Origin of the sequence: Sedimentitalea nanhaiensis DSM 24252, from assembly GCF_000473225.1 — a bacterium.
GTDB classification, from domain to species: domain Bacteria; phylum Pseudomonadota; class Alphaproteobacteria; order Rhodobacterales; family Rhodobacteraceae; genus Sedimentitalea; species Sedimentitalea nanhaiensis.
The window spans coordinates 4,366,959-4,390,797 of record NZ_KI421509.1 but is presented as its reverse complement, the minus strand read 5'-3'; the positions used below and the strand labels follow the sequence as shown (position 1 = coordinate 4,390,797).

General features: G+C 61.9%; 22 protein-coding genes. 19 read left to right on the top strand and 3 right to left on the bottom strand.

The features are described 5' to 3' along the window. The first annotated feature begins 28 nt into the window (after positions 1–28). Both NANH_RS0123585 and NANH_RS0123580 read left to right on the top strand, forming a co-directional pair. Positions 29–595 carry a TRAP transporter small permease subunit gene (locus NANH_RS0123585; protein WP_322786816.1) on the top strand — a complete coding sequence of 189 codons (567 nt, stop codon included), beginning with the start codon at positions 29–31 and terminating at the stop codon, positions 593–595. Positions 596–648: 53 nt separating this feature from the next. Beyond that, complete coding sequence (locus NANH_RS0123580; RefSeq protein ID WP_081710579.1) at positions 649–1,911, top strand: TRAP transporter large permease; 1,263 nt, start codon at positions 649–651, stop codon at positions 1,909–1,911. 62 nt (positions 1,912–1,973) lie between these two features. Here the strand turns inward: NANH_RS0123580 and NANH_RS27640 are convergent, their stop codons facing one another. Beyond that, a complete protein-coding gene (locus tag NANH_RS27640) occupies positions 1,974–3,497 on the bottom strand; it encodes a M81 family metallopeptidase (protein ID WP_139236373.1) in 1,524 nt (507 codons plus the stop codon). Between the two features lie 89 nt (positions 3,498–3,586). Beyond that, a complete protein-coding gene (locus NANH_RS28765; protein WP_139236371.1) occupies positions 3,587–4,159 on the bottom strand; it encodes a hypothetical protein in 573 nt (190 codons plus the stop codon). Between the two features lie 144 nt (positions 4,160–4,303). Between NANH_RS28765 and NANH_RS0123570 the strand changes: the two genes are divergently transcribed. Then, a complete protein-coding gene (locus NANH_RS0123570; protein ID WP_027264239.1) occupies positions 4,304–5,758 on the top strand; it encodes a M20 family peptidase in 1,455 nt (484 codons plus the stop codon). A gap of 36 nt (positions 5,759–5,794) precedes the next feature. Then, entirely contained in the window at positions 5,795–6,265 is a 471-nt protein-coding gene (locus tag NANH_RS0123565; RefSeq protein WP_051372590.1) for a MaoC family dehydratase, read from the top strand. 9 nt (positions 6,266–6,274) lie between these two features. Here NANH_RS0123565 and NANH_RS0123560 read toward each other — a convergent pair whose 3' ends face one another. Beyond that, the gene (locus NANH_RS0123560) at positions 6,275–7,624 is read right to left on the bottom strand and encodes a glutamine synthetase family protein (RefSeq protein WP_027264237.1); all 1,350 of its coding nucleotides are present in this window, start codon (positions 7,622–7,624) and stop codon (positions 6,275–6,277) included. A gap of 615 nt (positions 7,625–8,239) precedes the next feature. On the opposite strand from NANH_RS0123560, the gene NANH_RS0123555 reads away from it, so the two are divergent. The 15 genes from NANH_RS0123555 to NANH_RS0123485 are packed head-to-tail and all read left to right on the top strand — an operon-like array spanning position 8,240 to position 23,836. Beyond that, positions 8,240–9,829 carry a phage tail sheath family protein gene (locus NANH_RS0123555; protein WP_027264236.1) on the top strand — a complete coding sequence of 530 codons (1,590 nt, stop codon included), beginning with the start codon at positions 8,240–8,242 and terminating at the stop codon, positions 9,827–9,829. Positions 9,830–9,873: 44 nt separating this feature from the next. Continuing rightward, positions 9,874–10,386 carry a phage tail protein gene (locus NANH_RS0123550; protein WP_027264235.1) on the top strand — a complete coding sequence of 171 codons (513 nt, stop codon included), beginning with the start codon at positions 9,874–9,876 and terminating at the stop codon, positions 10,384–10,386. 4 nt (positions 10,387–10,390) lie between these two features. Further along, entirely contained in the window at positions 10,391–11,197 is an 807-nt protein-coding gene (locus tag NANH_RS0123545) for a hypothetical protein (protein ID WP_027264234.1), read from the top strand. After that, positions 11,194–12,105 carry a hypothetical protein gene (locus tag NANH_RS0123540; RefSeq protein WP_027264233.1) on the top strand — a complete coding sequence of 304 codons (912 nt, stop codon included), beginning with the start codon at positions 11,194–11,196 and terminating at the stop codon, positions 12,103–12,105. The genes NANH_RS0123545 and NANH_RS0123540 overlap by 4 nt, the downstream gene beginning before the upstream one ends. Before the next feature lies 1 nt (position 12,106). Further along, complete coding sequence (locus NANH_RS0123535; protein WP_027264232.1) at positions 12,107–13,054, top strand: Pvc16 family protein; 948 nt, start codon at positions 12,107–12,109, stop codon at positions 13,052–13,054. Between the two features lies 1 nt (position 13,055). After that, positions 13,056–14,435 (top strand): ATP-binding protein, encoded by a 1,380-nt coding sequence (locus NANH_RS0123530; RefSeq protein ID WP_036050289.1) that lies wholly within the window; start codon positions 13,056–13,058, stop codon positions 14,433–14,435. Then, a complete protein-coding gene (locus NANH_RS0123525) occupies positions 14,432–14,647 on the top strand; it encodes a hypothetical protein (protein WP_027264230.1) in 216 nt (71 codons plus the stop codon). The genes NANH_RS0123530 and NANH_RS0123525 overlap by 4 nt, the downstream gene beginning before the upstream one ends. Next, positions 14,637–15,269 carry a hypothetical protein gene (locus tag NANH_RS0123520; protein ID WP_027264229.1) on the top strand — a complete coding sequence of 211 codons (633 nt, stop codon included), beginning with the start codon at positions 14,637–14,639 and terminating at the stop codon, positions 15,267–15,269. Before NANH_RS0123525 ends, NANH_RS0123520 begins: the two co-directional genes overlap by 11 nt. A gap of 3 nt (positions 15,270–15,272) precedes the next feature. Further along, entirely contained in the window at positions 15,273–15,596 is a 324-nt protein-coding gene (locus tag NANH_RS27635; RefSeq protein WP_051372589.1) for a hypothetical protein, read from the top strand. After that, positions 15,597–16,766, top strand: a complete 1,170-nt coding sequence (locus tag NANH_RS0123510; RefSeq protein ID WP_027264228.1) for a phage late control D family protein — start codon at positions 15,597–15,599, stop codon at positions 16,764–16,766. Positions 16,767–16,778: 12 nt separating this feature from the next. Further along, positions 16,779–17,597 (top strand): phage baseplate assembly protein V, encoded by an 819-nt coding sequence (locus NANH_RS0123505; protein ID WP_027264227.1) that lies wholly within the window; start codon positions 16,779–16,781, stop codon positions 17,595–17,597. Beyond that, a complete protein-coding gene (locus NANH_RS0123500; protein WP_175543411.1) occupies positions 17,594–17,995 on the top strand; it encodes a GPW/gp25 family protein in 402 nt (133 codons plus the stop codon). Before NANH_RS0123505 ends, NANH_RS0123500 begins: the two co-directional genes overlap by 4 nt. A gap of 2 nt (positions 17,996–17,997) precedes the next feature. Next, positions 17,998–19,191, top strand: a complete 1,194-nt coding sequence (locus NANH_RS0123495; RefSeq protein ID WP_027264225.1) for a baseplate J/gp47 family protein — start codon at positions 17,998–18,000, stop codon at positions 19,189–19,191. After that, positions 19,188–22,151, top strand: a complete 2,964-nt coding sequence (locus NANH_RS0123490) for a baseplate J/gp47 family protein (protein WP_027264224.1) — start codon at positions 19,188–19,190, stop codon at positions 22,149–22,151. The genes NANH_RS0123495 and NANH_RS0123490 overlap by 4 nt, the downstream gene beginning before the upstream one ends. After that, positions 22,151–23,836, top strand: coding sequence for a hypothetical protein (locus NANH_RS0123485; RefSeq protein ID WP_027264223.1), 1,686 nt, complete (start codon positions 22,151–22,153; stop codon positions 23,834–23,836). The genes NANH_RS0123490 and NANH_RS0123485 overlap by 1 nt, the downstream gene beginning before the upstream one ends. Positions 23,837–23,839: the final 3 nt, after the last annotated feature.

Genomic DNA, 23,839 nt, shown 5'->3' with positions numbered 1-23,839 from the left:
CGCCGCTAAACGTGGGGGAGACCGCAGCGTGGCCGATGATCTCGATACCAAGATCGAACAGGCGATGGGTCATCATGACGATCCGGGCGCAATCCCCGAAGCCGGTCTTCTGGGCAAGGCCATCGACAAGCTGGGGCTGATCTTTGCGCTCAGCCTGATTGTCTCGATGCTGATCCTGATCAACGAAGTCGTTCTGCGCTACGTATTCAATTCCCCGACGATCTGGGCGCATGAAACCACCATTTTCATTTGCGGAATGGTCTTCATTTATGGTGGGCTTTATTGTGTCGCGCGTGATCAGCACATTCGCGTTGTCCTGATCTATGACGCGGTGTCGGACAAATGGCGCCGCATCATGAACATCGTGATTTCCGTCGTCAGCGCCCTCGCCAGCCTGATATTCGCCTGGGCCGCGTGGCTGATGGTGCAACGCGCCGCATTCTCGCCGGATGGGGCCGTGCGTCTGGAGCGATCCGGAAGTGCCTGGGATCCGGTCTATCCCGGCTTGACCAAGATCGGCCTGTTCCTGATCCTCGCCGTCATAAGCCTACAGTTCCTGGTGCTGGCCTATAACTACACCAAGGGACGCAAATAGTGGATTTATTTGGATCTTTCCAGTCTCTGGGCATCGAGACCGGCACCCTGACAATGTTCATCCTGCTGCTCGTGCTGCTGATCACGGGCATGCCGCTCGCCTATGTTACATTGCTTGTTGCTCTGATCTTTGCCCTGGGTTGGTTCGGCCCCCAGGTGGTTCCGCTGATCACCAGCAGGGTCTATTCGTTTGTGTCGTCCTTTGTCTTTGTCTCGGTGCCAATGTTTGTGCTGATGGCCGCCATTCTGGACCGCTCGGGCATCGCGCGCGACCTGTTTGACGCGATGAAACTGATCGGCGGTCGCCTGCGGGGTGGTGTAGCCATACAGACCATTGCCGTCGCGGTTATCCTGGCCGCCATGAGCGGTATCATCGGTGGCGAGGTTGTCCTTCTGGGGCTGGTCGCACTGCCGCAGATGCTGCGCCTTGGATATGACAAGCACCTGGCCATAGGCGTGGTGTGCGCAGGCGGCGCGTTGGGCACAATGGTGCCGCCGTCAATCGTGCTGATCATCTATGGGCTGACGGCCAATGTCTCGATCGGCGATCTGTTCACGGCAGCGTTTCTACCGGGGCTGATGTTGGCCGGATTCTATGTCATCTATATCCTGATCCGCTCCTATCTCAATCCCTCTATCGCCCCCATACCGGAACCCAACGACACGACAACGGTGGAAAAGCTGCGTCTGCTCAAGGGGCTGATCCTGCCCCTGTGCGTCGTCGCCGGGGTGCTGGGCTCGATCTATGGCGGTATCGCCAGTGTTACCGAGGCCTCTGCCGTCGGCGTCGCTGGCGTGATCCTGTCCACCATCGTGCGGCGCGAGTTTTCGCTGAGCATGCTCAAGGGGGCGGCTCTGCAATCACTGCGCACCGTTGGGATGATCGTCTGGATTGGCATCGGCGCAAGCGCGCTGGTCGGGGTGTTCAATCTGATGGGCGGGATCAAATTTGTCTCGGCACTGATCACCGGCATCTCGGACAACCCGACGGTCGTTCTGCTGTTCATGATGCTGATCCTGTTCGTGCTGGGCATGTTCCTGGATTGGGTCGGGATCGCGCTTCTGACCATGCCCATCTTTGTGCCGGTCATTATCAAACTGGGCTATGACCCGGTTTGGTTCGGCGTTCTGTTCGCCATGAACATGCAGGTGTCGTTCCTGTCACCGCCCTTTGGACCTGCCGCGTTCTATCTCAAAAGCGTGGCCCCACCTGACATCACCCTCGCAACGATCTTCAGATCGCTCCTGCCCTTTATCTGTCTTCAGATACTCGCCGTCGCCATGTTGATCCTGTTTCCCGGCATCACGGGCCGCTAGGGCATGGATTTCCTTCGCGTTGTGCCGCACGTCCAAGACCGAGCCGCTGGGGGTCACCCGATTTATTGGTGTTCAATTTTTCTGTCTGAAACGGCAGATTTTGGCGCGGGCATGGGTAGGGACATGTCATCCGCGGGCCAGAAAGGACGCACGCGATTTTGCCATTCCACATGCTGAAGTCGCAGCGGAGCCGCCCCTGGACCGTACAGTGGTATATATTGGACACCGGGACCCAGTAATTTTCGGTAATTCATCAGGTTCTTGAACGAGGTGATCCGGCAGGTGGCGATGTCGATTCCACAGGCGGCATAATGTTCATCCAAGTGTTCATAGATGGAATAGCTTCCGACCATGATACGGATACCACCGGCGCGCAAGATCGCTGTAGGTCCGGTGCTGTTCTGTATGCCAGAGGCTGGCCCACCGGAATAGGTGAACTGCCCGTCGCAGATATGCGTGACGGTGGCCGTGACCTGAACCGGCTCAAACCACCGGCTGTCCTGCTTTGCACCGATCAGGAAATCGCCGGTGCCACCTATGCCAATCTCTTGCGCCAGCGCGGCAGTTTCGGGATCGACGATAAAAACCGCGGACTCAATATCCGGAGCATGCCGCACCAATGCTGCCAGCAATGCAGGCGAATCCCCCTGGGCACCAGCCCCCATCGAATCCGGGGCATCAATGATCAACGTCCGTCCGTCCGCCACGACAGCCGCCTCTACAGCCTCTCGCGGGGTCATGGCAGGCAGCTCAAAGTCATACCGCCGGTCCCAGATAGCATCCAGCACCTCCTGCGCAACCGCCTCTGCCTGAGAGGGATCGCCATCAGATATTGCCAGCCCGGTGATCCCGACATCCGCCATATCCAGCCATGGCTGAACAGGGAAATAGCTCACCGAGAGGGCGCGCCCTGATGCTTCGATCGCACGGGACAGGGCCGCAACCTGCGCCATGGGCTCGTCGTTCAAGGTGGCTCCGCCAAGCACGGGAACGATGGCGTTGTATTTGCGGATACGCGTCACCGGGCGAATCTCGTCCTTTATCGCGCGCACCAGCAGTGACGCGGCGCACGCGCCGGTACGGTAGACATCCACATGCGGATACGTCTCGTAGCCCACGATGATCTGAGCGGTGTCTGCCATGCGTTCCGTGACATGCGCGTGCAGATCAAGACTGACAGCCATCGGTATGTCCGCTCGGCCAAGTTTCTCTCTGACCGCCGAAAGGATCGCGCCTTCCGGATCCTTTTCTGTGGCGCAGATCATGGCACCATGCAGGGCTAGATACACACCATCCACAGGCATCGCTGCGGCAATTCCGTCGGTAATTTTTGCCAGGGCCTCTTCATAGAATTCATCCTCTACATGACCGCCAGGAACACAACGCGCCATGAAAACCGGTAAGATCTCTGCACCCGCTTCGGTCAGTGTGTCGAGTGCCCCACTCAGGGACAGCTGCTTGCCTGCGACAGCACGGTAAATGTCGTCACCCTCAAACATCCCGAGACGAACGAAATCTTCGCGCCGCGCCACTCCCAGAGAAAGGCTGTTTCCTTCAAACTCAAAACTGGCGACAGCAACTTTCATCTCGTGTTCCTTGTATTCCGGGCCTGGCCTGGTCCGGCCTTGTTTCGATCCCTGAAACGATAGATGAACTGTTTCCGGGGCGGTCAATGTCACTTGCGGGAAATTCTCGCAGTTGACCTTGTGAATTTCAAATGCGGATTATCAACCGCGATATATGCACTCTGAATATTGCGCGCATGTTGCAATAGAGCCTCGTCCGGCTGAGCAACGGTTTCAGGCTGGCGTATTGCGATTTGAAACGGTCCGCAGGCTATCCTTTCAGCCCTGCGGATCTGACGCGGCCGGATGACCCGGTGCAGGCGCGCCCTCAGATGGCCCAGGATCGTTCCAATGGTGTGGCCACAGCCAACACGCACGGAGCAGACCGCGTCTCCTTCGGTTCCCCTCAAAGCGCTTGGGGGCAGACGAGCGCCGTTTTTCATATGGCCGATCGTCGGTTCACTGGCGCTGCACCGTCGCAAACGCTTTGGCACGGCTCCGGTGCGCGAGCTTGTTACCGGCGTTTTGCCCCGTTCATCATCCGGTTCCTCCGAACGGCCGAATGTTGCGAGGACTGTTTCCATTGGAGGGAACAGGATTCCACTCTCTGCGGGGAACGCGATGAACCCGGGCACCGCGTTCGGGGCGTTTGGACGACCTCGACCGGGCACATCGCTGCGCATACTCGCATCCAGCGCCATCATACACATAAATTGCAAATCGCCCTTGGCCGCAAATTATTCGCTCTGACGTGTGGTCACACGGGACATTCGTCGCCGCTCGCGCCAGCATTGCACTGCGACCGCAGCAAACCCCGGAGGATTGGCATGGGCAAATTTCTGAAACGTCTTGCCATCGGGATAGTGGTACTGACCCTGTTGCTGGTCGCAGTTCTGACAATCAACACCCTGTGGTATACGCCGGACAAGGCGGCGACCGCCGACCCGTTTGTGTTGGGGGCCGACATCGATCAGGCGACAGATCTGCTGTCGCAGGCGGTTCAGTTTCAAACTGTATCGACCGACCCGACGCGCCCGGATTTTGCAGCTTTCCTGGCATTTCTGCAATCCGCCTATCCGCAGGTCCACGCCACCACGGACCGCATCATCCTTACCGCCCAGACGCCACTGTATAAATGGACCGGCACCAACCCCGATTTGCAGCCAGTGCTGTTGGCGGCACATTACGACGTGGTGCCGGTAGCGCAGGACTCGCTGGATCAGTGGTCGTTCGATCCCTTTGCCGGTACGGTTGCCGATGGGTTTGTCTGGGGTCGGGGCACGTTGGACGACAAGGGAACGCTTGTCGCACTTCTTAGCGCGGCAGAGCATCTGATCGGCACCGGGTTTGAACCCGAACGCACCGTCTATTTCAGCTTTGGTGGCGATGAAGAGGTCGGCGGACAGGGGGCGCAGGCCGTTGCACAGTATCTGATCGACAATGACATTCAACTGGACTGGGCGCTGGACGAAGGCTCGTTTGTGCTGGACCGGATCATTCCCGGACTGGACGTGCCCGTGGCCAGCATCAACCTGTCGGAAAAGGGCTATGTTACGCTGATCCTGGTTGCCAAGGGGGCCGGCGGACATTCCTCGATGCCGCCGCGCATGACGGTCGTGGGACGTGTGGCACGCGCTGTGGACAGATTACAGAACGCGCCGGTGCCCGGCGGGCTGACCGGGATCTCCGAAGGGTTCTTTGACGCGCTGGGGCGTCATTTCACATTTGAGAAACGCGTGATTTTTGCCAATCGCTGGCTGCTGAACCCGGTGTTGGACAACATCCTGTCGGCCTCGGCATCGACCGACGCGATGCTGCGCACCACCACCGCACCCACCATGCTGAGCGGGTCGACCAAGGAAAACGTTCTGGCGACCGAGGCCACCGCCACAATCAATTTCCGCCTGCATCCGCGCGACAGCGTCGATGACATCGTCGCGCATGTGACCAATGTCATCGACGACCAGCAGGTGCAGATCGTAATCGACCGCTCCACAGCTTCGTCCGCCTCGCCGGTCTCCAGTTCAAGCGCGCAGGGCTATGCCGATATCGAAAACGCGATCCGCGCGGCCTTTGGCCCGCTGGCTTCGGTGCCCGGGCTGACCATTGCCGCGACCGATGCCCGGCACTACGCGATGGCGGCGGACAACACCTATCGTATCGCGCCGTTCAAGATCACCAATGACGACCTTGCCCGGTTCCATGGAATCAACGAACGTTTGTCCGTTGAGAACCTTGAAAACGGCATCAATTTCTTCGGCTCTCTCATCCAACGGCAATAACGACCGAGCCTCCCCCATTCGGAACGGAAACATGACATGACGCAGACAGACAGTACCCAGAACTTCATCCCCTTCGAGAGCTTCGAGGTCGGGCAGGTTCGTACCTTTGGCGCCTATGAGGTGACTGAAGAGGAGGTGATCGAATTCGCACAGAAATACGACCCGCAGTTCTTTCACCTGGACCCCGAGGCCGCCAAACAGTCGTTGTTCGGCGGGTTATGCGCCAGCGGCTGGCACACTTGCGCCATGACCATGGCGATGATGGTCGAAGACATGGACACACGTGGCCGCGGCTTGGGTTCGCCGGGCATTGACCAGTTGCGCTGGCGTCGCCCGGTCTATCCAGGCGACGTGCTATCGGTGCGGATGGAGGTGCTCGATCTTCAGCCCTCGGACAAACGCCCCGAGATCGGTGTTGTGCGCAGCAAGACCAGCGTCAGCAATCAGACCGGTACGGTGGTGATGGAATTCACCAGCAGGGCGATGTTTCCGCGCCAGCAGCAATAGGGCTGCAACCTACACCACCTCGAGATAGCTGTGGTATTCAAAATCCGTCACCTGGCGGGCGAATTTCTTCAGCTCTTGCATCTTGCACTCGACCAGCATGGTCTGCAGCCGCCGGGAATAGATGTTCTGCACATTGTTGCCTTCGCGAAAGGCGCTGATCGCGGTGGCCCAGTCCAGCGGCAGATGCGGCAGTTTCATCGTATAGGCATCGCCGGTGATCGGTGGTGCGGGCTGCATACCAGATTCGATACCGACAAGCGCGCCGCCCAGGATGCTGGCCAGTACCAGATAGGGGTTGGCATCGGCACCGGCGACGCGGTGTTCGATGCGCCGCGCCTTGGGGCTGCCGCCCGGAATACGAATTGCGGCGGTGCGGTTTTCATATCCCCAGGCGACGCTGATCGGCGCATGGGCACCCGGCAACAACCGGCGATACGAGTTTTCGTGCGGCGCAAAGGTCAGGGTGTTTTCCTGCATCGTCGCCAACATCCCGGCCACAGCATTCAACATCAGGGGCGTGCCCTCTTCGCCACCATTGTCAAACAGGTTCACCCCGTCCCGATCAATCAGCGAGACATGGGCATGAAAACCGCTGCCGGCCCGGTCGCCATAGGGTTTCGCCATGAAGGTGGCGGCGAACCCGTGTTTACGGGCAATTCCACGCACCAGACGTTTGAACAATACCGCATCGTCGGCGGCACGCAGTGGGTCGGCAACATGCATCATGTTGATTTCGAACTGCCCTGCTCCGTTCTCCGAAATCGCAGCATCCGCCGGAATGCCCTGTAACTCGCAGGAATCGTATACGTCGTTCAGAAATTCGTCGAAATGCTGCAGCTCGTCCAACGACAGTGCCCCGTCGGAATCCAGCCGCTTGCCGGTGACCGGCGATTGCGGAGCCTGCGGGCGGTCATCCGAAGGGTCGCACAGATAGAATTCCAGCTCGGTGGCCACCACAGGGGTCAACCCACGCGCCTTGTAACGCTCCGCGATCTGAGCCAGGGCGCGGCGCGGGTCGCCAGGGAACGGCGAGCCGTCTTCTTGTCGCATCCACAACATCGCCAGAGCGGTCGGGCGGCTGGTCCAGGTGATCGGCATCAACGGGCGACCGGTGAAATCGCACAACCCGTCCGAGTCGCCAGTTTCGAATACCAGTTCGCTGCCTTCGATATCTTCGCCCCAGATGTCCATGCCGACAATCGACAACGGCATCCGCAGCCCGCCCTCGACCACCTTTGACACCTGATCCACCGGCACGCGTTTGCCGCGCATCGATCCGTTCAAGTCGCACACGCAGGCAAAGATCGAGTCTATCTCGGGCCGCTCCGCCAACCAGGCTTCGGCTTTGTTGTTTGCCATCTTGCCTCCCGTCCATATTTGATCAAATTATTGAGCCTCCGGAAGGCTTATGATTTTGCCCTGCCGCGAGTCAACCAATCAGTTAAGACTCCGTTTGCAGACGTCACATGGCGCATTGACTTTCTGGCGCGGCTCCTGGATCGGCATGGGCTTGCCGCCTGTTCCGCCGCCTGTGGCCACGCGGCACGATACACGTCAAAATTGTGTGATTTCAAAGAATTGCCACAACCTCCTGTCAACATGAATGGATACAGAAGGCTCGATTTTTGGCGGGAATAACAATCACATATCCGACTTCCCCGAGAAAAGGGCTATACATATCCGGGGTGATTCAGTACCCTCAAACAATCAGGAGTCGACTCGTTCAGGATTTTCTCTCGTTCGATAGAACCTGCATTTTGACGCGATTTTTTTGGAATTTTTTCTTGATTTCGGTTGGTAGATATTTTTCCTGTTTCCCCGCTTCTTTGCCATTATCGCGGCGTGATCGCTCACTTTGTCAGGATCTTGGACCTTTGAGTTTTCCGGCCTCTATCGGGTCTGGCTTCATCAGAACGTGTGGTCGACTCTCGGTCGGCTGAAACCCAATCATTCCGGCAAGGGAGTGTGACGAACATGTACAAACATCCCGGTGTTTATATTGAACATGTCCCCTCGAACATGCTTGCGATCGAGGCGGCCTCGACCTCGATCACGACATTTGTGGGTCATATCAAGCGCGGCACAGCAGTCACCGACAAGGACGGCGCACCCGAATTCATCAGTTCGGTGTCGCAATACGCACAAAAGTTCGGCCCTTTGGGCGGCGGTGCGGGCGGCATTCGCAACGAAGCGGACAAGGTCGATGCCTTTGGCCACGCGGTCAACATGTTCTTCGCCAATGGCGGCTCCAAAGCCTATATCGTGCCGGTCGCCAAAGCCAAGGGCACCGCGTCGAACGGGACCGCTACGCTCAAGGAAGGCGACGTCAAGTTCACCGCCACGTCGCCTGGGAAATGGGCCGATGGGCTGATCGCACGGATCACCTCGGATCTGGATGGTGAATACACGCTGACGCTGGGCACCAAGACCGGCAAGACGGAAAAGATCAAGAACAGCGCCGATGCCGAAGTCGATGTCGATGTGCTGGATGTGCTGGAAACATTCGCCGACCTCAAGCTGGACGCCGACAGCGGCCAGTTCATCGAAAGCCGCATCAACCAGTCGTCGATGCTGGTCACGGCCAAGTTCACCAAGGCCACCCCGGCAAATCCGGCGCCGACGCTGCCGCTGGATACCGAGATCAAGGGCGGGGCGGATTCGACCGCGCCGGGGGACGCCGATTTCCAGCTGGCGTTCGATCGCCTCAAGGATCATCGCTCGATCTCGATCATGGTACTGCCGGGTTTGAACTGGAAGGACAACAAGACCGTCTACGAGCGCGCCATAACCCATGCGGAATTCATGCAGAACCGGATGGTTCTGGTCGATCCCGAAAACCCGGTGAATGACGCCAAACAACTGAAAACACCAAAGGATGTAAAGGACGCGGGGTTCCCGACCTCGCCCTATTCGACCCTGTATTATCCCTATCTCAAGGTGGCGAACCCGTTCTATGACGCGGAAACCGCAGCCAACCTGCCCGCAACCTTCGAGATCGGCCCGTCCGGCATGGCCGCCGGGCTCTGGGGTCGCATAGATGGGGCGCGCGGCGTCTGGAAAGCTCCGGCGGGGCTTGAGGCAACCGTGCGCGGCGCGCTGGGGCCGAACGTGTTGATCGGCAACGCGATTCAGGACAACCTGAACGAATGGGGCGTCAACTGCATGCGCGCCATCATCGGTCCGACCGTGGTCTGGGGCGGGCGGACGCTGGCGACGAAGTCACAGCCACAGTATCGATACGTTCCGGTACGGCGCACCCAGAACATGATCGGCGAAAGCCTGTACAATGCCCTGCAATCGGTGGTGTTCGAGCCCAATGACCACAAGCTGTGGTCGGGCCTGCGCGCCGGGATCGGCAATTTCATGGACGGTCTGCACCGGGCCGGGGCATTTCAGGGCGAAAAGGCCAGCGATGCCTATTTTGTGAATTGCGGCTTGGGCAGCACCATGACGCAGGGCGATATCGACGCCGGTATCGTGCGGGTCGTGGTTGGATTCGCGCCGCTCAAACCGGCCGAATTCGTCGTGGTCCAGATTCAACAGATTGTCGCGCAGGCCGCCTGATGGCTGGCCTGGGCACTGTTCAATTCCAGCTATAGGAGGTCCTGATGGCTGCTCCAATGTTTGCCGTTAACGCGCATCGTTACGATCCATATCGCACGTTCAAATTCCAGGTCGTCATCAACGGACGGGCCGTCGCCGGTCTGACCAAGATGGGTGCCCTGAAAAAGACCACCGAGGTGGTCAACTGGCGCTCGGCAGGCGACCCGTCGCTGCAAAGGTCTATTCCCGGTGGCACCAAGGTTGAAAATGTGACGCTGGAACAGGGTCTGTCGCATGATCCGGTTTTCGAGGAATGGGCCAATTCGGTCAACAACATCGCCGATGGGGACGCCGGTATGTCGCTGGTAAATTTCCGCCGCGACATCGTGATCAACGTGATGAACCTGCAAGGGACACCGGCGATATCGTATCAGCTGCGCCGCGCCTGGGTCACCGAGTATCAGGCCCTGCCCGAGTTCGACGCCAACAACATGAACACGATCGGGATCCAGTCTATAACCCTGGCTTGCGAGGGCTTCGTGCGCGATCTGGCCGTGCAGGAACCTGCAGAAAGCTGATCCCATGGCAGCGCGCGCTTCGCAAACTCTGGCGGTGGCGTTTCCCAGCCATGAGCCTTATCCGCTGACCGGCATGCTGGAACTGGCGGTCGCCGAAACGCTTGGCCCCGGGGCGACCCGGCCCGAGCGGGTCACACGGGTTCTGAGCACGGTGTTCAAGCGTATCAGCGGTCAGAGCGCCAACCTGTCGCGGGTGCGTTGCCTGACCTCAAGCGCGCGCGAATGGCTGTTGCAGCGGGCGGCGGGGCTGTTTTGGTCTGACACCGGGTGGTTTCAGGCCAAGTGCATGCAATGCGATACCGATTTCGACATTCCCACGGAACTGGCAAACGCACCGCGCAAACCCGCCGGGCAGGACTTTCCTGTCGTAACCGTGCGCACCAGCCTGGGCCAACGCCGGTTCGAAGTGCCCAACGGCGTGCACGAAGAACATCTGGCCCGCGCGCCGGGGTCCGAACCCACCCGCACCCTGCTGGCACAATGTGGCCTGTCCCCACAAGCGGTTCGCGACGCGCGGGACTTTAGCCGCGATGACATCTCACGCATCGAAGCCGCGCTCGAGGCGGCCTCGCCCGAGGTTGCGGACGAGGTGGTCACCACCTGCCCCACCTGTCAGGCACAAACCATGGCGCGGATCGATCCGCTGGATTTCGCCTTTCCCGGCGTCGGCACCCTGCTGGCCGAGGTTCACGCCATCGCCGCAACCTATCACTGGACCGAAGACGCGATCCTGGCCCTGCCGTCGCAACGGCGGCACAGCTATGCCCGGCTGGTTCAGGCCGGTCCGACCATCGGGGGGCGCCGAAGATGAGCCTGTTTGCCAAGGTCCTGAACCGCGCCGCCGTTCCCGGGGTGGCCGCCCCGGCCCCGGCCTGGCCCAAGGGCGGCACCGTTCCCGCACGCCGACACTCCAGCAACGTCGAAATCGCCGCGCCGCCACCCCGCATGGCCACCCAACCATCTCTGCACCGGCAGGAGGAAGAAGAGGAAGCCCAACCCCTGCGGCGGCAGGAAGAGGAAGAACAAGCCCAGCCCTTGCGCCGCCAGGAAGAAGAAGAGGCAGCGCAGCCTCTGCGCCGTCGGGAAGAAGAGGAAGAAGCGCAACCGTTGCGGCGGCAAGAAGAAGAGCAAGAAGCGCAGCCTCTGCACCGGCAGGAGGAAGAGGAGGAAGCGCAACCGTTGCGCCGGCAGGAAGAAGAGGAAGAGGCTCAGGCCCTGCGCCGGCAGGAAGAGGAAGAAGAAGCCCAACCCTTGCACCGCCGGGAGGAGGAGGAAGAGGCCCAACCTCTGCTTCGTCAGCAGGAAGAGGAGGAGGAGGAACTGCAGGCCCTGCGCCGCGTCGGCATCAACGATCCCGTTGGCCCGGTTCCGGTCGATCCCCTGCCTGCCACAGAAGAAGGCCCCCAGGAGGAGTTGCCCGATATGCGCGCCCTGCGGCGCGCGGCAGAGTCTGCGATCTCCGTCCCCGGTGCCGCTACCGCGCCGGATCTGCCATCCGTGTTTGATGGCCCGAGTGCCGACCCTTTTGGGCAGCCTGCGTTTGATCCCCCCGGTGCCGATCTGCCTCTACCCACACCGCAACAGGCCGAGCGGCCCCGCGTCACCATCGACCAGATCGACGTGGTGATTCAGGACACGGCACCCGCCAAATCCACCGCTGGACCCTCGCTCACGGACCTGTCCCGCCGGATGAATTCACTTTATCTGAGGGGGCTTTGACATGCCGATCCCCGAAAGCTCGCTTTCGGTGGCGATCCAGTCGACCGCCGACTTTCTCGCCGACAAGTTCGGCGAAGATGTGGTGGTGACCGTCGACTCGCCGCAAAAAGCGCAAGAACAGGCCAAGGACTCGACCGAACATGTTTTGAACCTGTTCGTCTACCGCATCGCGCCCTCGGGGTTTCACGCCGATCTGGGCGATGAACAGCCGTTTTTTGTGCGCGCCAACATCCTGCTCACTGCCTTTCCGGCTGGGTCGGGCAGCCCGCCAACGGATTCCGATCTGCGCGTGCTGGGTCAGGCGATCCGGGTTCTGCAAAGCTTTTCGGTGATCCCCGTCACCCTCCCCGGCCCCGTGCCGGGCAATGCGCCCGCCGGCGACTTCCGAAACAACCCGACCACTGACTATCAACTGCAAGCCGTGTTTCAGGCACCGACGATGGAAGAGCTGAACCACATCTGGACGACGCAGGGCGGAGAATTGGCCTATCGTATCTCGGCGGCCTATGAACTGGCCCTGATCCCGATCGAGCCCTTGTCTCATGCCGCTCCCGCACCACAGGTGGTGGCGGGGGAATTTGTCGCCGCACCCGGAACGGTTGGGCGTCCCTTCCAGATGTTCCATCAGGGAGGACGGCTGTTTTCCCATCTGGATATCGCAGCAGGCACCGCGACAACCGAACTGTCGCTGACCGGTGTGCCGCAAAGCCGCGTGTCGGTCGTGATCGAATGGCACCGTGCGGGCGGCGCGGTCGAGCGCCAGCCCGGTCAGGTGTTCGAGATCCAGACCCCGGATGTGGACGCGACCGAGGCGCGTGTCGATCTGGCGCTGACTGCGGCGGTGGATGGCGATACCGCGACCGTGATCACCACCCTGATCGCGCCCGATGACAGCGCCCTTGCGGGTGCGCCGCCGGCCAACCCGATCCATCTGAACGTGGGGCCATGACATGACCGTTGCGCCCAAGGACACCGACCTGATCCTCCCCCTTCTGGATGCGGAATGGGCCCGCATCGACCTGATGCTGGTACTGGCCGAAGCCATGCGCACCGGCGTCGACCTGCCCGAGTCCTTTTCCGACGAATTCGATTCACAAGCCAAGTCCGTGGAAACCGCCCGTGCCGCCGGATCCTGGACCGGGCTGACGACCATTGCGCCCCGCGACGCGCTTGATGAGCTGAAACAGATCGACCTTGATCTGCTGGCTCTCGCGGTTGCTCCGGTGGCCCGTCCGGCACTTGGACCGCGCATCCATTCGCTGCAACCCCAGATCGGCGGGGCGTTTCCGGGCCTGCCGCTGGTACAGGAAATGCTGATGCTCAAAGCGGCGGGCGATGTCGATCTGCTGTTTCAGCGCCTTTCGCCGACCGCCCCCATGGTCGCCGCCGGGCTGTTGCGCGTCGAGGGCAGCACACCCTATCAGGTTCTGCGTCCCGGTGCGCGGGTGATCCGCGCGATACTGAACAGGGACGCCGAACTTGCACCACCACCGGGGGCCAACCTGTCGAACCAGCGTGGCAAATGGACGGAACTGATCCTGCCGCCACAGGCCCTGTCGCAGCTGCGCGATTTCACCGCCTGGGTGCATCACAACGACCGTATCGGCAGCGAATGGGGTGGCAAGACGATGCACGGCCCTCTGGCGCTGTTCTCGGGCGCGTCGGGGACCGGCAAGACCTTTGCCGCCTCGGTCGTGGCCACCGCGCTGAGCGAGCGCACCAGCGAACCCTGGGCGCTGTACACGCTGGATCTGGGCCGGATCATGTCGAAATATGTCGGCGAGACCGAGGCCAACCTGAATGCCCTGCTCGAAAGCCTGGATGGCCGCCGCGCGATTCTGCAAATCGACGAGGCCGACGGGCTGCTGGGCAAACGCGGCGAGGTGTCGGACGCGCGCGACCGCTATGCCAACCTCGAAGTCAGCCACATGCTCAGCCGGTTCGAACGCCACAACGGCCCCGTGATCCTGACCACCAACCTGCGCAGCAATGTGGACAGCGCGTTCTTGCGACGGTTCCAGTTGATCGTGGATTTTCCTGCGCCGGATGCCGCCGCCCGCGCCGAACTGTGGCGCATCCTGATCCCGGCCAACGCACCGCGTGCCGACCGGCTGGATGTGCTGGCGGTCGGTGATGCGGTGCGCCTGTCGGGAGGCTCGATTGCCAACGCCGCGCATTATGCTGCCGTGCTGGCCGCCGAAGACGAGACCCCCATCGACCTGCCCCATATCGCCCGCGCGGTACGGGCTGAACTGATGAAGGACGGACGCCAGGTCCGTAAATCCGAGATCGGATTCCTATGTGATCACCTGAGCGAGGACTGGACATGAGAATTCGCCGCCTGACCCTGACCTTGCCCGCGCATCTGAAGGATACGGCGCAGCATGACGCCCGCCGCATCGCCGAGGCGCTGGCGCAGGAGGCCTATCAAACCGGGGCCTGCCCGCCGTCGATCGCCATTGCCGGTCACGGCCAGACCGGAGCGGTTCTGGCGCAGCGTGTCGCTTTGGCGATGCCGAAAGGAGGACGCAATGGCCGTTGAGACCCGCGGAGTCCTGTTCGAATACGGTATCAGCATCCCGCCCTTGGCGTTGGTCTTTCAATTCAACCCTCAGGAAATCACCCGCTCGCGCACCGTGACCGTCAAGACCGGAAACGCACCAGGCGCACGCGGCGGCTATGATTTCGTCAGCCCGCTGGAAACAGCACGGGTCAGCCAGGGTGTGGAGATGCAGGCCGAGAGCTTTTCCATCGACATCCTGCTGGACGCCACCGACGCGCTGAACGAGGGCAACGCCGTGGCCTCGACCTTTGGCGTGCAGCCGCAGATCGATACATTACGCTCGATGGCCGAACCCAAGAATCAGGGGCCGGGCGGGGTCAAGGTGCTGTCCTCATTGGGTTTGTCGGGCACCCGCGCCTTCGAGCGCCAAGAGACCGCCAGCGTGCTGGTCTTTGCCTGGGGTATGCAGCTGTTGCCGGTGTTCCTGACCGGGGTGGGCCAGAAAGAGGCGCTGCACCTGCCCAACCTGATGCCATACCGCGCCACGATGAGCCTGACAATGCAGGTCATCGAAAGCGCCAACCCGTTCTTTTTGGCTGATAAAGTGCGCCAGACGATGGGTACGACACTCAACCTCGCAACCGGTTTCCAGACGGGATAGATCATGGCCTTTTTCAAAGGATCTTATTACCAGAACCTGCCGGAATTCGACGATGAATCCGGGTTCCGGGGGGTGCGGGCGCGCCTGATCGCCGACCCGGAACCGGTTCTGGAACACAGTATCGCGGTGGCCGACAGGCTGGACAGCCTGGGGCAGAATTATTACGCCAATCCGCGCGACTGGCGGCGGCTGGCCGATTGCAATCCTGACGCGATTTTCCCCGAAGATCTGCTGATCGAACAGGACACGCCTCCCCTGCCCGCGCAGCCGCGCGAACGGCTGGGCCAGGTGATCCTGGTTCCGCGCCGGCGCGAGGGGCAACGATAGATGTCGCTGTTGTCCTCGATACTGGACCCGGGGTTCCGCCAGGCCGCATCGGTCCTGATCGAGATCGGTCCCGACCGGCGGGACATCGGCGATCTGGCGACGCTGGTATCGGGCATCGAGATCAACACCAGCCGCACCGAGGCCGCGACCGGCACGCTCACCATTGATGACCGCCGCCGCGAGGACGGACAGTGGATGGCCGCCGACAGCGGATTGTTCCAGCGCAGCCAGCCGATTGTCGTATCCGCCGATTTCCAAACCCATGTCGACGAGATCTTTCGCGGTTATATGGTCGAGCTGAAACCGGAACTGCCGCAGAACGGCGGCGAAGCCAAACTGGTGGTCGAGCTGCAGGACGAAGGCGTCGCGCTGAACCGCGAACACATGCGCCGGGTCTGGGGCGAAGATGCGCCGATCACCGATCTGGCGATCCTGACCGAACTCGTCGCGCCGCTGAATCTGGATGTCGACCCGGACAGCGACGATGGCCAGTCCGCGCGATCTCTGTCAATGGACGGCACCCCGATTCAATTCCTGCGCGATCGTGCCACCGCCAATGGGTTCGAGCTGATCTTTTCCGGCGGCGGGGTCTATTTCGGACCCAAACGGCTCGAGGGCGAAGCACAACCTGTCATTATGGTCTATGCTGGCAGCGGCACCAACTGCCTGACCTGGGCCATCAGCGATGACGCCCAGAAACCCGACGCCGTCGGGTTCGAGATTGCGCCGCGCGACGAAGGCGCGGATCCGGTGGTGGAAATCGTCACCCCGAACCTGCCGGTTCTGGGCACCACGGCAGCGGCCGAAGAGGGCGCGGGTCTGGGCACCCCGTCGATCTGGCGTATCTCGCGAGAAGGCGACGAGCCCGAGGAAGTAACCCGCGCCCGCGCACAGGCGGCGGCCAATGACAACAGTTTCAAGATCCGCGCCACGGGTGAGTTGGACGGCACCCTGTACGGCCATGTGCTGCGGGTCGGCGCGCTGGTACGGGTCGATGGCACCGGCGAACGTAACGGCGGGCTGTATTACACCGATAAGGTCACGCACGCGTTTACAACCGACGGCTATCGGCAACGGTTCGAGCTGATCCGCAATGGCACCGGCGACAGCGACAGCTTAGGCGCGGCCCCGTTGTCTTCGGCGATTTCGGCCATATCCAGCCTGTTCTAGGAAGGACACCACATGAACGACGCCATGCAGGTCATTGAAAAGTCGATCAGACGGCAGCAGTCGAGCTATTTTGGCAAGTATCGTGCCTTTGTCGTGGACACGGACGATCCCGAAGGCTTGGGCCGGGTTAAGCTGACTATCCCGTCGGTTCTGGGCGAGGCAACCAGCGATTGGGCCTTGCCCTGTGTGGCCTACGGTGGTGGCGCGGATTTTGGCGTTCTGTGGGTGCCACCGGTCGGCGCGCAGGTATTGGCCGAGTTCCTCGAAGGCGACCCCTCGGCCCCGGTCTGGGCCGGCACCTTCTGGCGGCAGGGGTCCGAGGTGCCCGGCGAATACCAGGCACCCTCGACCAAGATCCTGAAAACCGAAAGCGGACATTTCCTGACCTTCGAAGACGAGGACGGTGCCGAAGCCATCACCTTGCATTCGGCCACCGACGCGGAAATCGTGATGGACCCGGATGGCGGCATATCCCTGACCGACAGCGCCGGGGCCAAAGTGGTACTCGACGCCCAGGGCGGCGAAATTACGGTCGAGGATGCAAATGGCAACAGCATCGTGATGTCGTCGTCCGGTATCACCTGCACCGATTCTTCTGGCAATGAAATCAAGATGGCCGCCAGTGGAGTTGATGTGAAATCCAGCGCGGTGGTCAACATCGAGGGCAGCCAGGTCACCGTTGCCGGTGCAGGCGGCGAGCCGTTGATCAAGGGCACGACCTTTCTGTCGATGTTCAACAGCCACACCCATGTCGCCCCGATGGGCCCGACCGGTCCGCCCGTGCCACCGCTGACCCCATCGGTTCTGACAACCAAGAGCACGGCCCAATGAGCAAGCCCATCGCAAACACGAACCTGCCCCGTGTCGCCTATATGGCCTTTCCCTTCCGCATGGATCGCGGCGGGGCTGCAACGGTGTCGCGGTTCGATCACATCCGCCAACAGGTCGAGCAGGTGTTGTTCACCTCGCCGGGCGAACGGGTGTTCCGCCCGGAATTCGGCTTTGGTGCGCGCCGGCACGTATTTGAACCCAATGCCACAAGCCTTTGGGAATACGCCCAGAACCGCCTGTATGGCGCGCTGGCCGAGGCCCTGGCAGGCGAAGTCGACCCCAAGACCATTCAGGTCACCGTTGGTGCCCCTGCCGACGCACCCGAGGTGCTGATGGTGCGGATCCGCTATGTGATCGCCGCCCTGCAAAAGGAAGAAATTCATGAGATCGAGGTCTGATCATGGCTGAACTCGCCCCGCCGAAGCTGATCTTTGACGGTGGTTGCCCGGATTGCGGCGAACGCGTCGCCAGCCTGCCTCTGCCGATCCCCGGAGCAGAAGACGATTTCGATTGGGCGACAAGGGATTACGACAGCTTCCGCCTGTTCATGATGCAGGAGCTGGCCAGCCGCTTTCCCGAACGCCGTCGCTGGACCCCGGCCGACATGGAGGTGGTCATCGTCGAGCTTCTGGCTGCCGCATTGGACCGGGCCAGCCATGCCATCGACCGGGTCCAAGGCGAACGGTTTCTGGACAGCGCGCGACGACCCGAAAGCGTGCGCAGGTTGCTCAAGCTGATCGGCTACGACGCCACCCTGCGCCTTGACCCGGCGTTGTTGGCCGACCGCCCAGAGCCGGACGCGGCACGCAAGGTCGAAGGGTTCTGGCGCGACAATCCCGGGGCGATGGAACAGGCCCGCGCCGCCGGGCCGCGCCTGATCGCCGAACAGAACCGCATGGTCACCCTGTCGGACCATTCCGACGTGCTGGAAGGCCACCCGCTGGTGGCCCTGGCGCGGGCCCGGCTGGTCTGGACCGGGGCCTGGCAAACCATCCTGGTGTCGGTGCTTCTTGAAGATGACATCGCTTTGGATCAGCCGCTGCACAGCGGGGCCGCCACGCCGGTTCCAGACGGCTTGCGCCGCGAGCTGTGGGATGCGGTCACCGTCTATCATACCGACCGGCGCCTGCCTCTGCCGCCGGTGAATGAGACGCTGACCGGTCGCCGCATCCTGCGCGGGCTGATCGAGGATTACCGGATGATCGGCACCGAGGTGTTCCTGGAACCCGCCAAACCCGCCGCGATCACCATCACCCTGTCGATCCGTGCCAAACCGGGCTATTTCCGTTCGGAATTGAAACAGGCGCTGGCCCAGGTGTTTTCTGCCGATCAGGGCGGGTTCTTTGAAACCGGGCGGCTGGATTTCGGACAGGCGCTGTATGCCTCGGATGTGATCGAGTCGGCCATGGCTGTCGAGGGCGTCGCCGTCGCCTGCCTGAACCTGTTCCGCCGGGTGGGCAAAGGATTTCAGGACCAATCGGGCGACGGTGTAATCACGGTCGAACCCGACGAGTTCATCGAATGCAGATCCGAACGCGCCCGACCCGAAAACGGCATGTTGCGTATCGTCGTCAACGGAGGTGAAGCAGGATGACATTCACCCACCCCAACCGCCCCGACATGAAACCCGACCTGACCCGATGGAACCGGGCCGGGTTGTCGCGGTTCGACTATGTCGACGGCGATGCCGCGGTCTGGCTGGAAGAGCTGCGCATTGCGATGCTGGGCCTGTATTTGCGCGGCGCACCGGATGAAGAACGCACGCCGGAGCATTGGCGTGATATCTATTTACGACCCGAGGCCGAGTGGCCCGATGCCGCCGATGCCGCCGCCCGTGTGGCCTGGAAACGCCTGGCCCCGGTGTTTCCCCCACAGCAGGAAACCCGCGGCCGTCGCAGCGAAAGATTGCTGAAGCAATATAACAATAAAACAGATGATTACAGCTGGGAGTTAAACAGAGCCTTCGCCCGGGCCTCGCATGTCCTGCTGGGGTATCTGAACGCCTATGCCAACGAAGGCTATCTGCGCACGGCCACCCAATGGGACAACCTGCGCCGGCTGGCTGCGATGGTAAACTATCAGCCGACCCCGCCAGCCTCGGCCACCGCCTCACTGGCCCTGATCCTGAAACAGGATGCGGGTGCCGTCGAGATCGCCCGCGGGCTGGCAATGAAACACACCCCGGCCGAGGGCGGCTCACCCTTGATCTTTGAGACCCTGGACAAGGTCGATGCCCATCCGGCCCTGAACGCAGCGCGTGCGGTGGATTGGAACCGGAATCCCAACGACATCCCGTTTGGCAAGACCGGCGATCCCGATCCCGTCCGCTGGCACCTGCCCGGGGATCAGACGCTTGCCCCCGGCGATCTGGCGGTGCTGGCAAACGGATCCACCGGCGAGGCGCATTCGATCGACACCATTGCCCACGATACCGACGCGGAACAGGCCGACATCGCTTTCGCCTCGCCTCCGGCGGCGCATTTCCCATATTGGTCGTCACGGCTGCATACCGCAGCGGACGATGTACGCACCGGCCTGCGCCAGACCAAGTCGGGCGGTTCGGTTGTCAGCATCAAAGGCGGCGGCGGGTTCGTCATGGGCGACATCATCGAGATGATCGTCGATGGCACAGCAATTCCCGTCGAAATCCTGGCCGTGGTCGGAACCGACCTGATCCTGAACACCGACCTCAGCGGCGAAACCACGGTCACTCTGCGCCCGATGCTGGCCTTTGCACTTGATGACGGCGGCAAGGCGCTGGCGTCGCAAGAGATCACCACAATGCATTTCCTGGGTCAGAGCGGGCCGTTTCCGATCACCGTCGATCCGGATACATCGGGCGACAACCTCAGCAACATCTTTGCCCCGTCCGGCGCAAAAACCCGGCGCGGCCATGCCAGCGACACATCCGCCAAAACAATCTCCGGGCGGGTCAAACACCGCAAACCGCCCGTACTGCCCGGCAAGCCGCCCGCCCCAACCAAAACCGTCAGTTTCGAGGGCAAGCCACCCAAAGGGCTGGCCGAGAACGACTGGTTCGTGGCACGTGATCTGAAAAGCGACGCGCTGTCGGCCTTGCAGGTCCGGGGGGTACGGGTGTCCTCGGGTGAATACCATGTGCTGTTTGACAAGGCCCCGGCGGGCAATCACGAAGACACCGAGTTCCACGGGCCCCTGAAGACTCCGCTGGCTGCGGTTGGATATGATCGCAACCCGCGTTCGGTCATGGCCGGGGCGACCGCAAGGTTGAGCGACATCCCCGAAACGGCCCGGCAGCTGTTGAAACCGGGCCGCCGCGTGATCGTCAGCCGCATGCTCGACGGCACGCCACAGGATGTGCTGGCAACGCTGACCGCGATCACGCCCAAGGGTGGCCAGACCGTCGAAATCGCACTGGACCCGATCGATACCGCTGCCGGATGGGCCAACGGCGACACCGTCTTTCATCTGAATACCGCGATTGTCAGCCATGGCGAGACCAAAGGCACCAAAATCCTGGGGTCAGGCGACGGCGAACGCGCCGCGCAGGTGTTCGATCTCGCGGTCAAGGACATCAGCCACATTCCCTCGACCACTGCGGAATCCGGAGTGATCCCCGATATCGACATAGCCGTGGACGGCCAGCGCTGGGATTATCGCGACTATATCGACCCGGCCGCAGAGGGAACGCGCGCCTGGTCCACCACCCTGACGGACGACGGCAAGCTCAAGATCCATTTCCGCCGTCGTCTGGTCACGGGTCAGAACAACATCGTGGTCACCCGCCATAGGGTCGGAACCGGGTTGGCAGGCACCGGAATTCCAGCATTTTCACTGTCCAAACCGATGAAGAAACACCGCCATGTCGATGCAGTTCATCAACCTTTTCCAACCTCCGGCGGGGCGGACCGTGAACCTGTGGCCAAGCTGCGCCAATCCGCGCCATCGCGGATGATGGCCAATGGCCGCGCGGTGTCATTGGGCGATTTCGAGCGCCTCGCGGTGCGCAACGCCGCGATCCTGCGCGCCCATGCCGAAGAGATCTCGACCCCCACCGCCATGCGCAAGGTGGAGCTGACGCTGGTCCCGACGGGGGGGGCGACGTTGACCAAGAGCTTACAGGACGATCTGCGCCCGGCGATCCTGAACAAGTGCATTCCCGGCGTCAGCGTCAGCTTTCGCGAATACGAGACCCTGCCATTGCATCTGGGGGTCACAGTACGGGCAGACCTGACGGTGAATGATAAAACTGACATCAAGGCCGCCGCAGAAGCCATTCTTTCCAGTGCTTTTTCTCTTGAAGCGCGCGACTTCGGCCAAACCGCCTATGTCAGCGAGGTGCTGGCCGCATTGGAAACTGTGCCGGGGATCGAGAACGCGATCGCAACGCGGTTCGATCTGGGCGATGGCTATGATCTGTTTCAGCCACGACCACCCGGCTTCACCGGACCCTGGCCACGCAACGTTGCCACTCGCGACAATGCCGTTGCGGCGATCTATGCCACCGCACATCAGGTCATCCACATTCCCACCGGCAGTGCCGGTTCCATCGCCGTGATCGTAGAGGATATCTGATGCAGTTTCCCGAGGACATCGTCAGCCGCGCCGGGCGCCTGCTGTACCGCGAACTGCCCGAGGAATACCGCTATCGCGATGCGGGCCCGCCGGGCGAGCTGGCCGATCTCGAGGCCTATCTGCACGGCTTCGGCCACCTGCTGGACCTTGTGCGCCACACGACCGAGCAGGCCTATGCCGACGCCTTTGCCGAAGAGACCGACGGCGGCTATGCGATTCAACCCTGGTTGATACCGTATCTGGCCGAGCTGGTGGGTGCGGAACTTCTTGCCCCGGACCCGGCGCGACGGCTGGCCGAACTGAACAACTCGGTCCTGTGGTCCAAATCAAAGGGCACGCTGCACAGCGTCGATGCTGTGGGCGACGTGGTCTCGGGCGCGGAAACCGTGGTACGCGAGGGCTGGAAGCTGACGCTGACCTGCCCACGCCCGGCGCTGCCACCGTTTTCGTTGCCCGCACAGGACGGGGACAACGATCCGTTGGGCCGAACCGCCATCCCGATGGGCTGCCCCGATCTGCGCCGGATGGACCGGGCGGTGCAGGACCCCGGTGGCGCCAACCCGCTGTTTCGCCTGACCACCCCGCTGCGCGACAGTAACGGCGTGATCGACCCCCAGGGCAGCAGCCTCTTCTGGAAGCCGCGCGCGCCCGGAGGCGCCCCCTGTTTTCCCGACGCCTACGATGACGGAACGGCCCGGTGCCCGGATCTGCGCGACCCTTCCATTGCCACCACTCTCGGTCCGCATCCGCGCCGCAGCCTGATCCATCTGCGCCCGCCCGACGGTTTCTTTGAGACAGGCCTCAAGGTGGTCGCCCTTGCCAGCCCGGGCGATCTGCAGATTCAGGCCAGCGACAAGGAACGGCGCATCGGGCCGCGCGAAATTCTGGATCTTGTCGGGGATGCGGGGCCGGTTCCGGACCGTCTGATCGTCGAGTTGAATGCGGACCTGACAATCCCGAACGGAGCCGGGATCGTATTTTACGACATCCTGTTCACCGGTCGGGTGACACCAAACAACGGTCCGGAACGCCCGGTCCGCATCCGGGTTCTGAACGGGGCCCGCCTGACGCTGCGGCGCGCGGCCGCCGAGCAGGTGAACCTGATCGGAAACGGCAACGCGGACGCGCCGGACGTTCCGCCCCTGCGTGCTGCGGATTCGCTATTGGGTGCGATCACCGGTCCCAACCGCTTTGCCGAACTGGTCTATTGCACCGTGCTGGGCGAAACCGATCTGGCCCGGCTGCACGCGTCGGACTGCCTGCTGAACACCCTCAGCACAAACCTGAATTGTGACGCGGCGACAAGCTGCATCCGCTATTCGCGGTTCACCCCCCCGACGGGCAAGGCCGATTGCTTTCTGCACAATTCACCCAACAACACCAGCGATCCGGCCCGGTTTGTCGCGCGTTATCTGCCCAACGAGGATGGTCATTGCGTGCTGCGACTGCCGGTTTACGCCGAGCCGGGCTGTGCTGTGCTGGACACCACCGCGCCTGACACGATCACCGCCGGCTCCGAAGACGAGGGCGAGATGGGTGCCGGTCACCATCGCTTTCTCGCTGCCGGTCGGCGGGCATTGGAAAAGAAGCTGTCGACGTTCTTGCCGCTGGGGCAGCAGATTGCCCTGCGATACGACCCGTTGCTGGCCCAAACGCCGCCGGAATTAACCGGAACGGGCGGATAAATG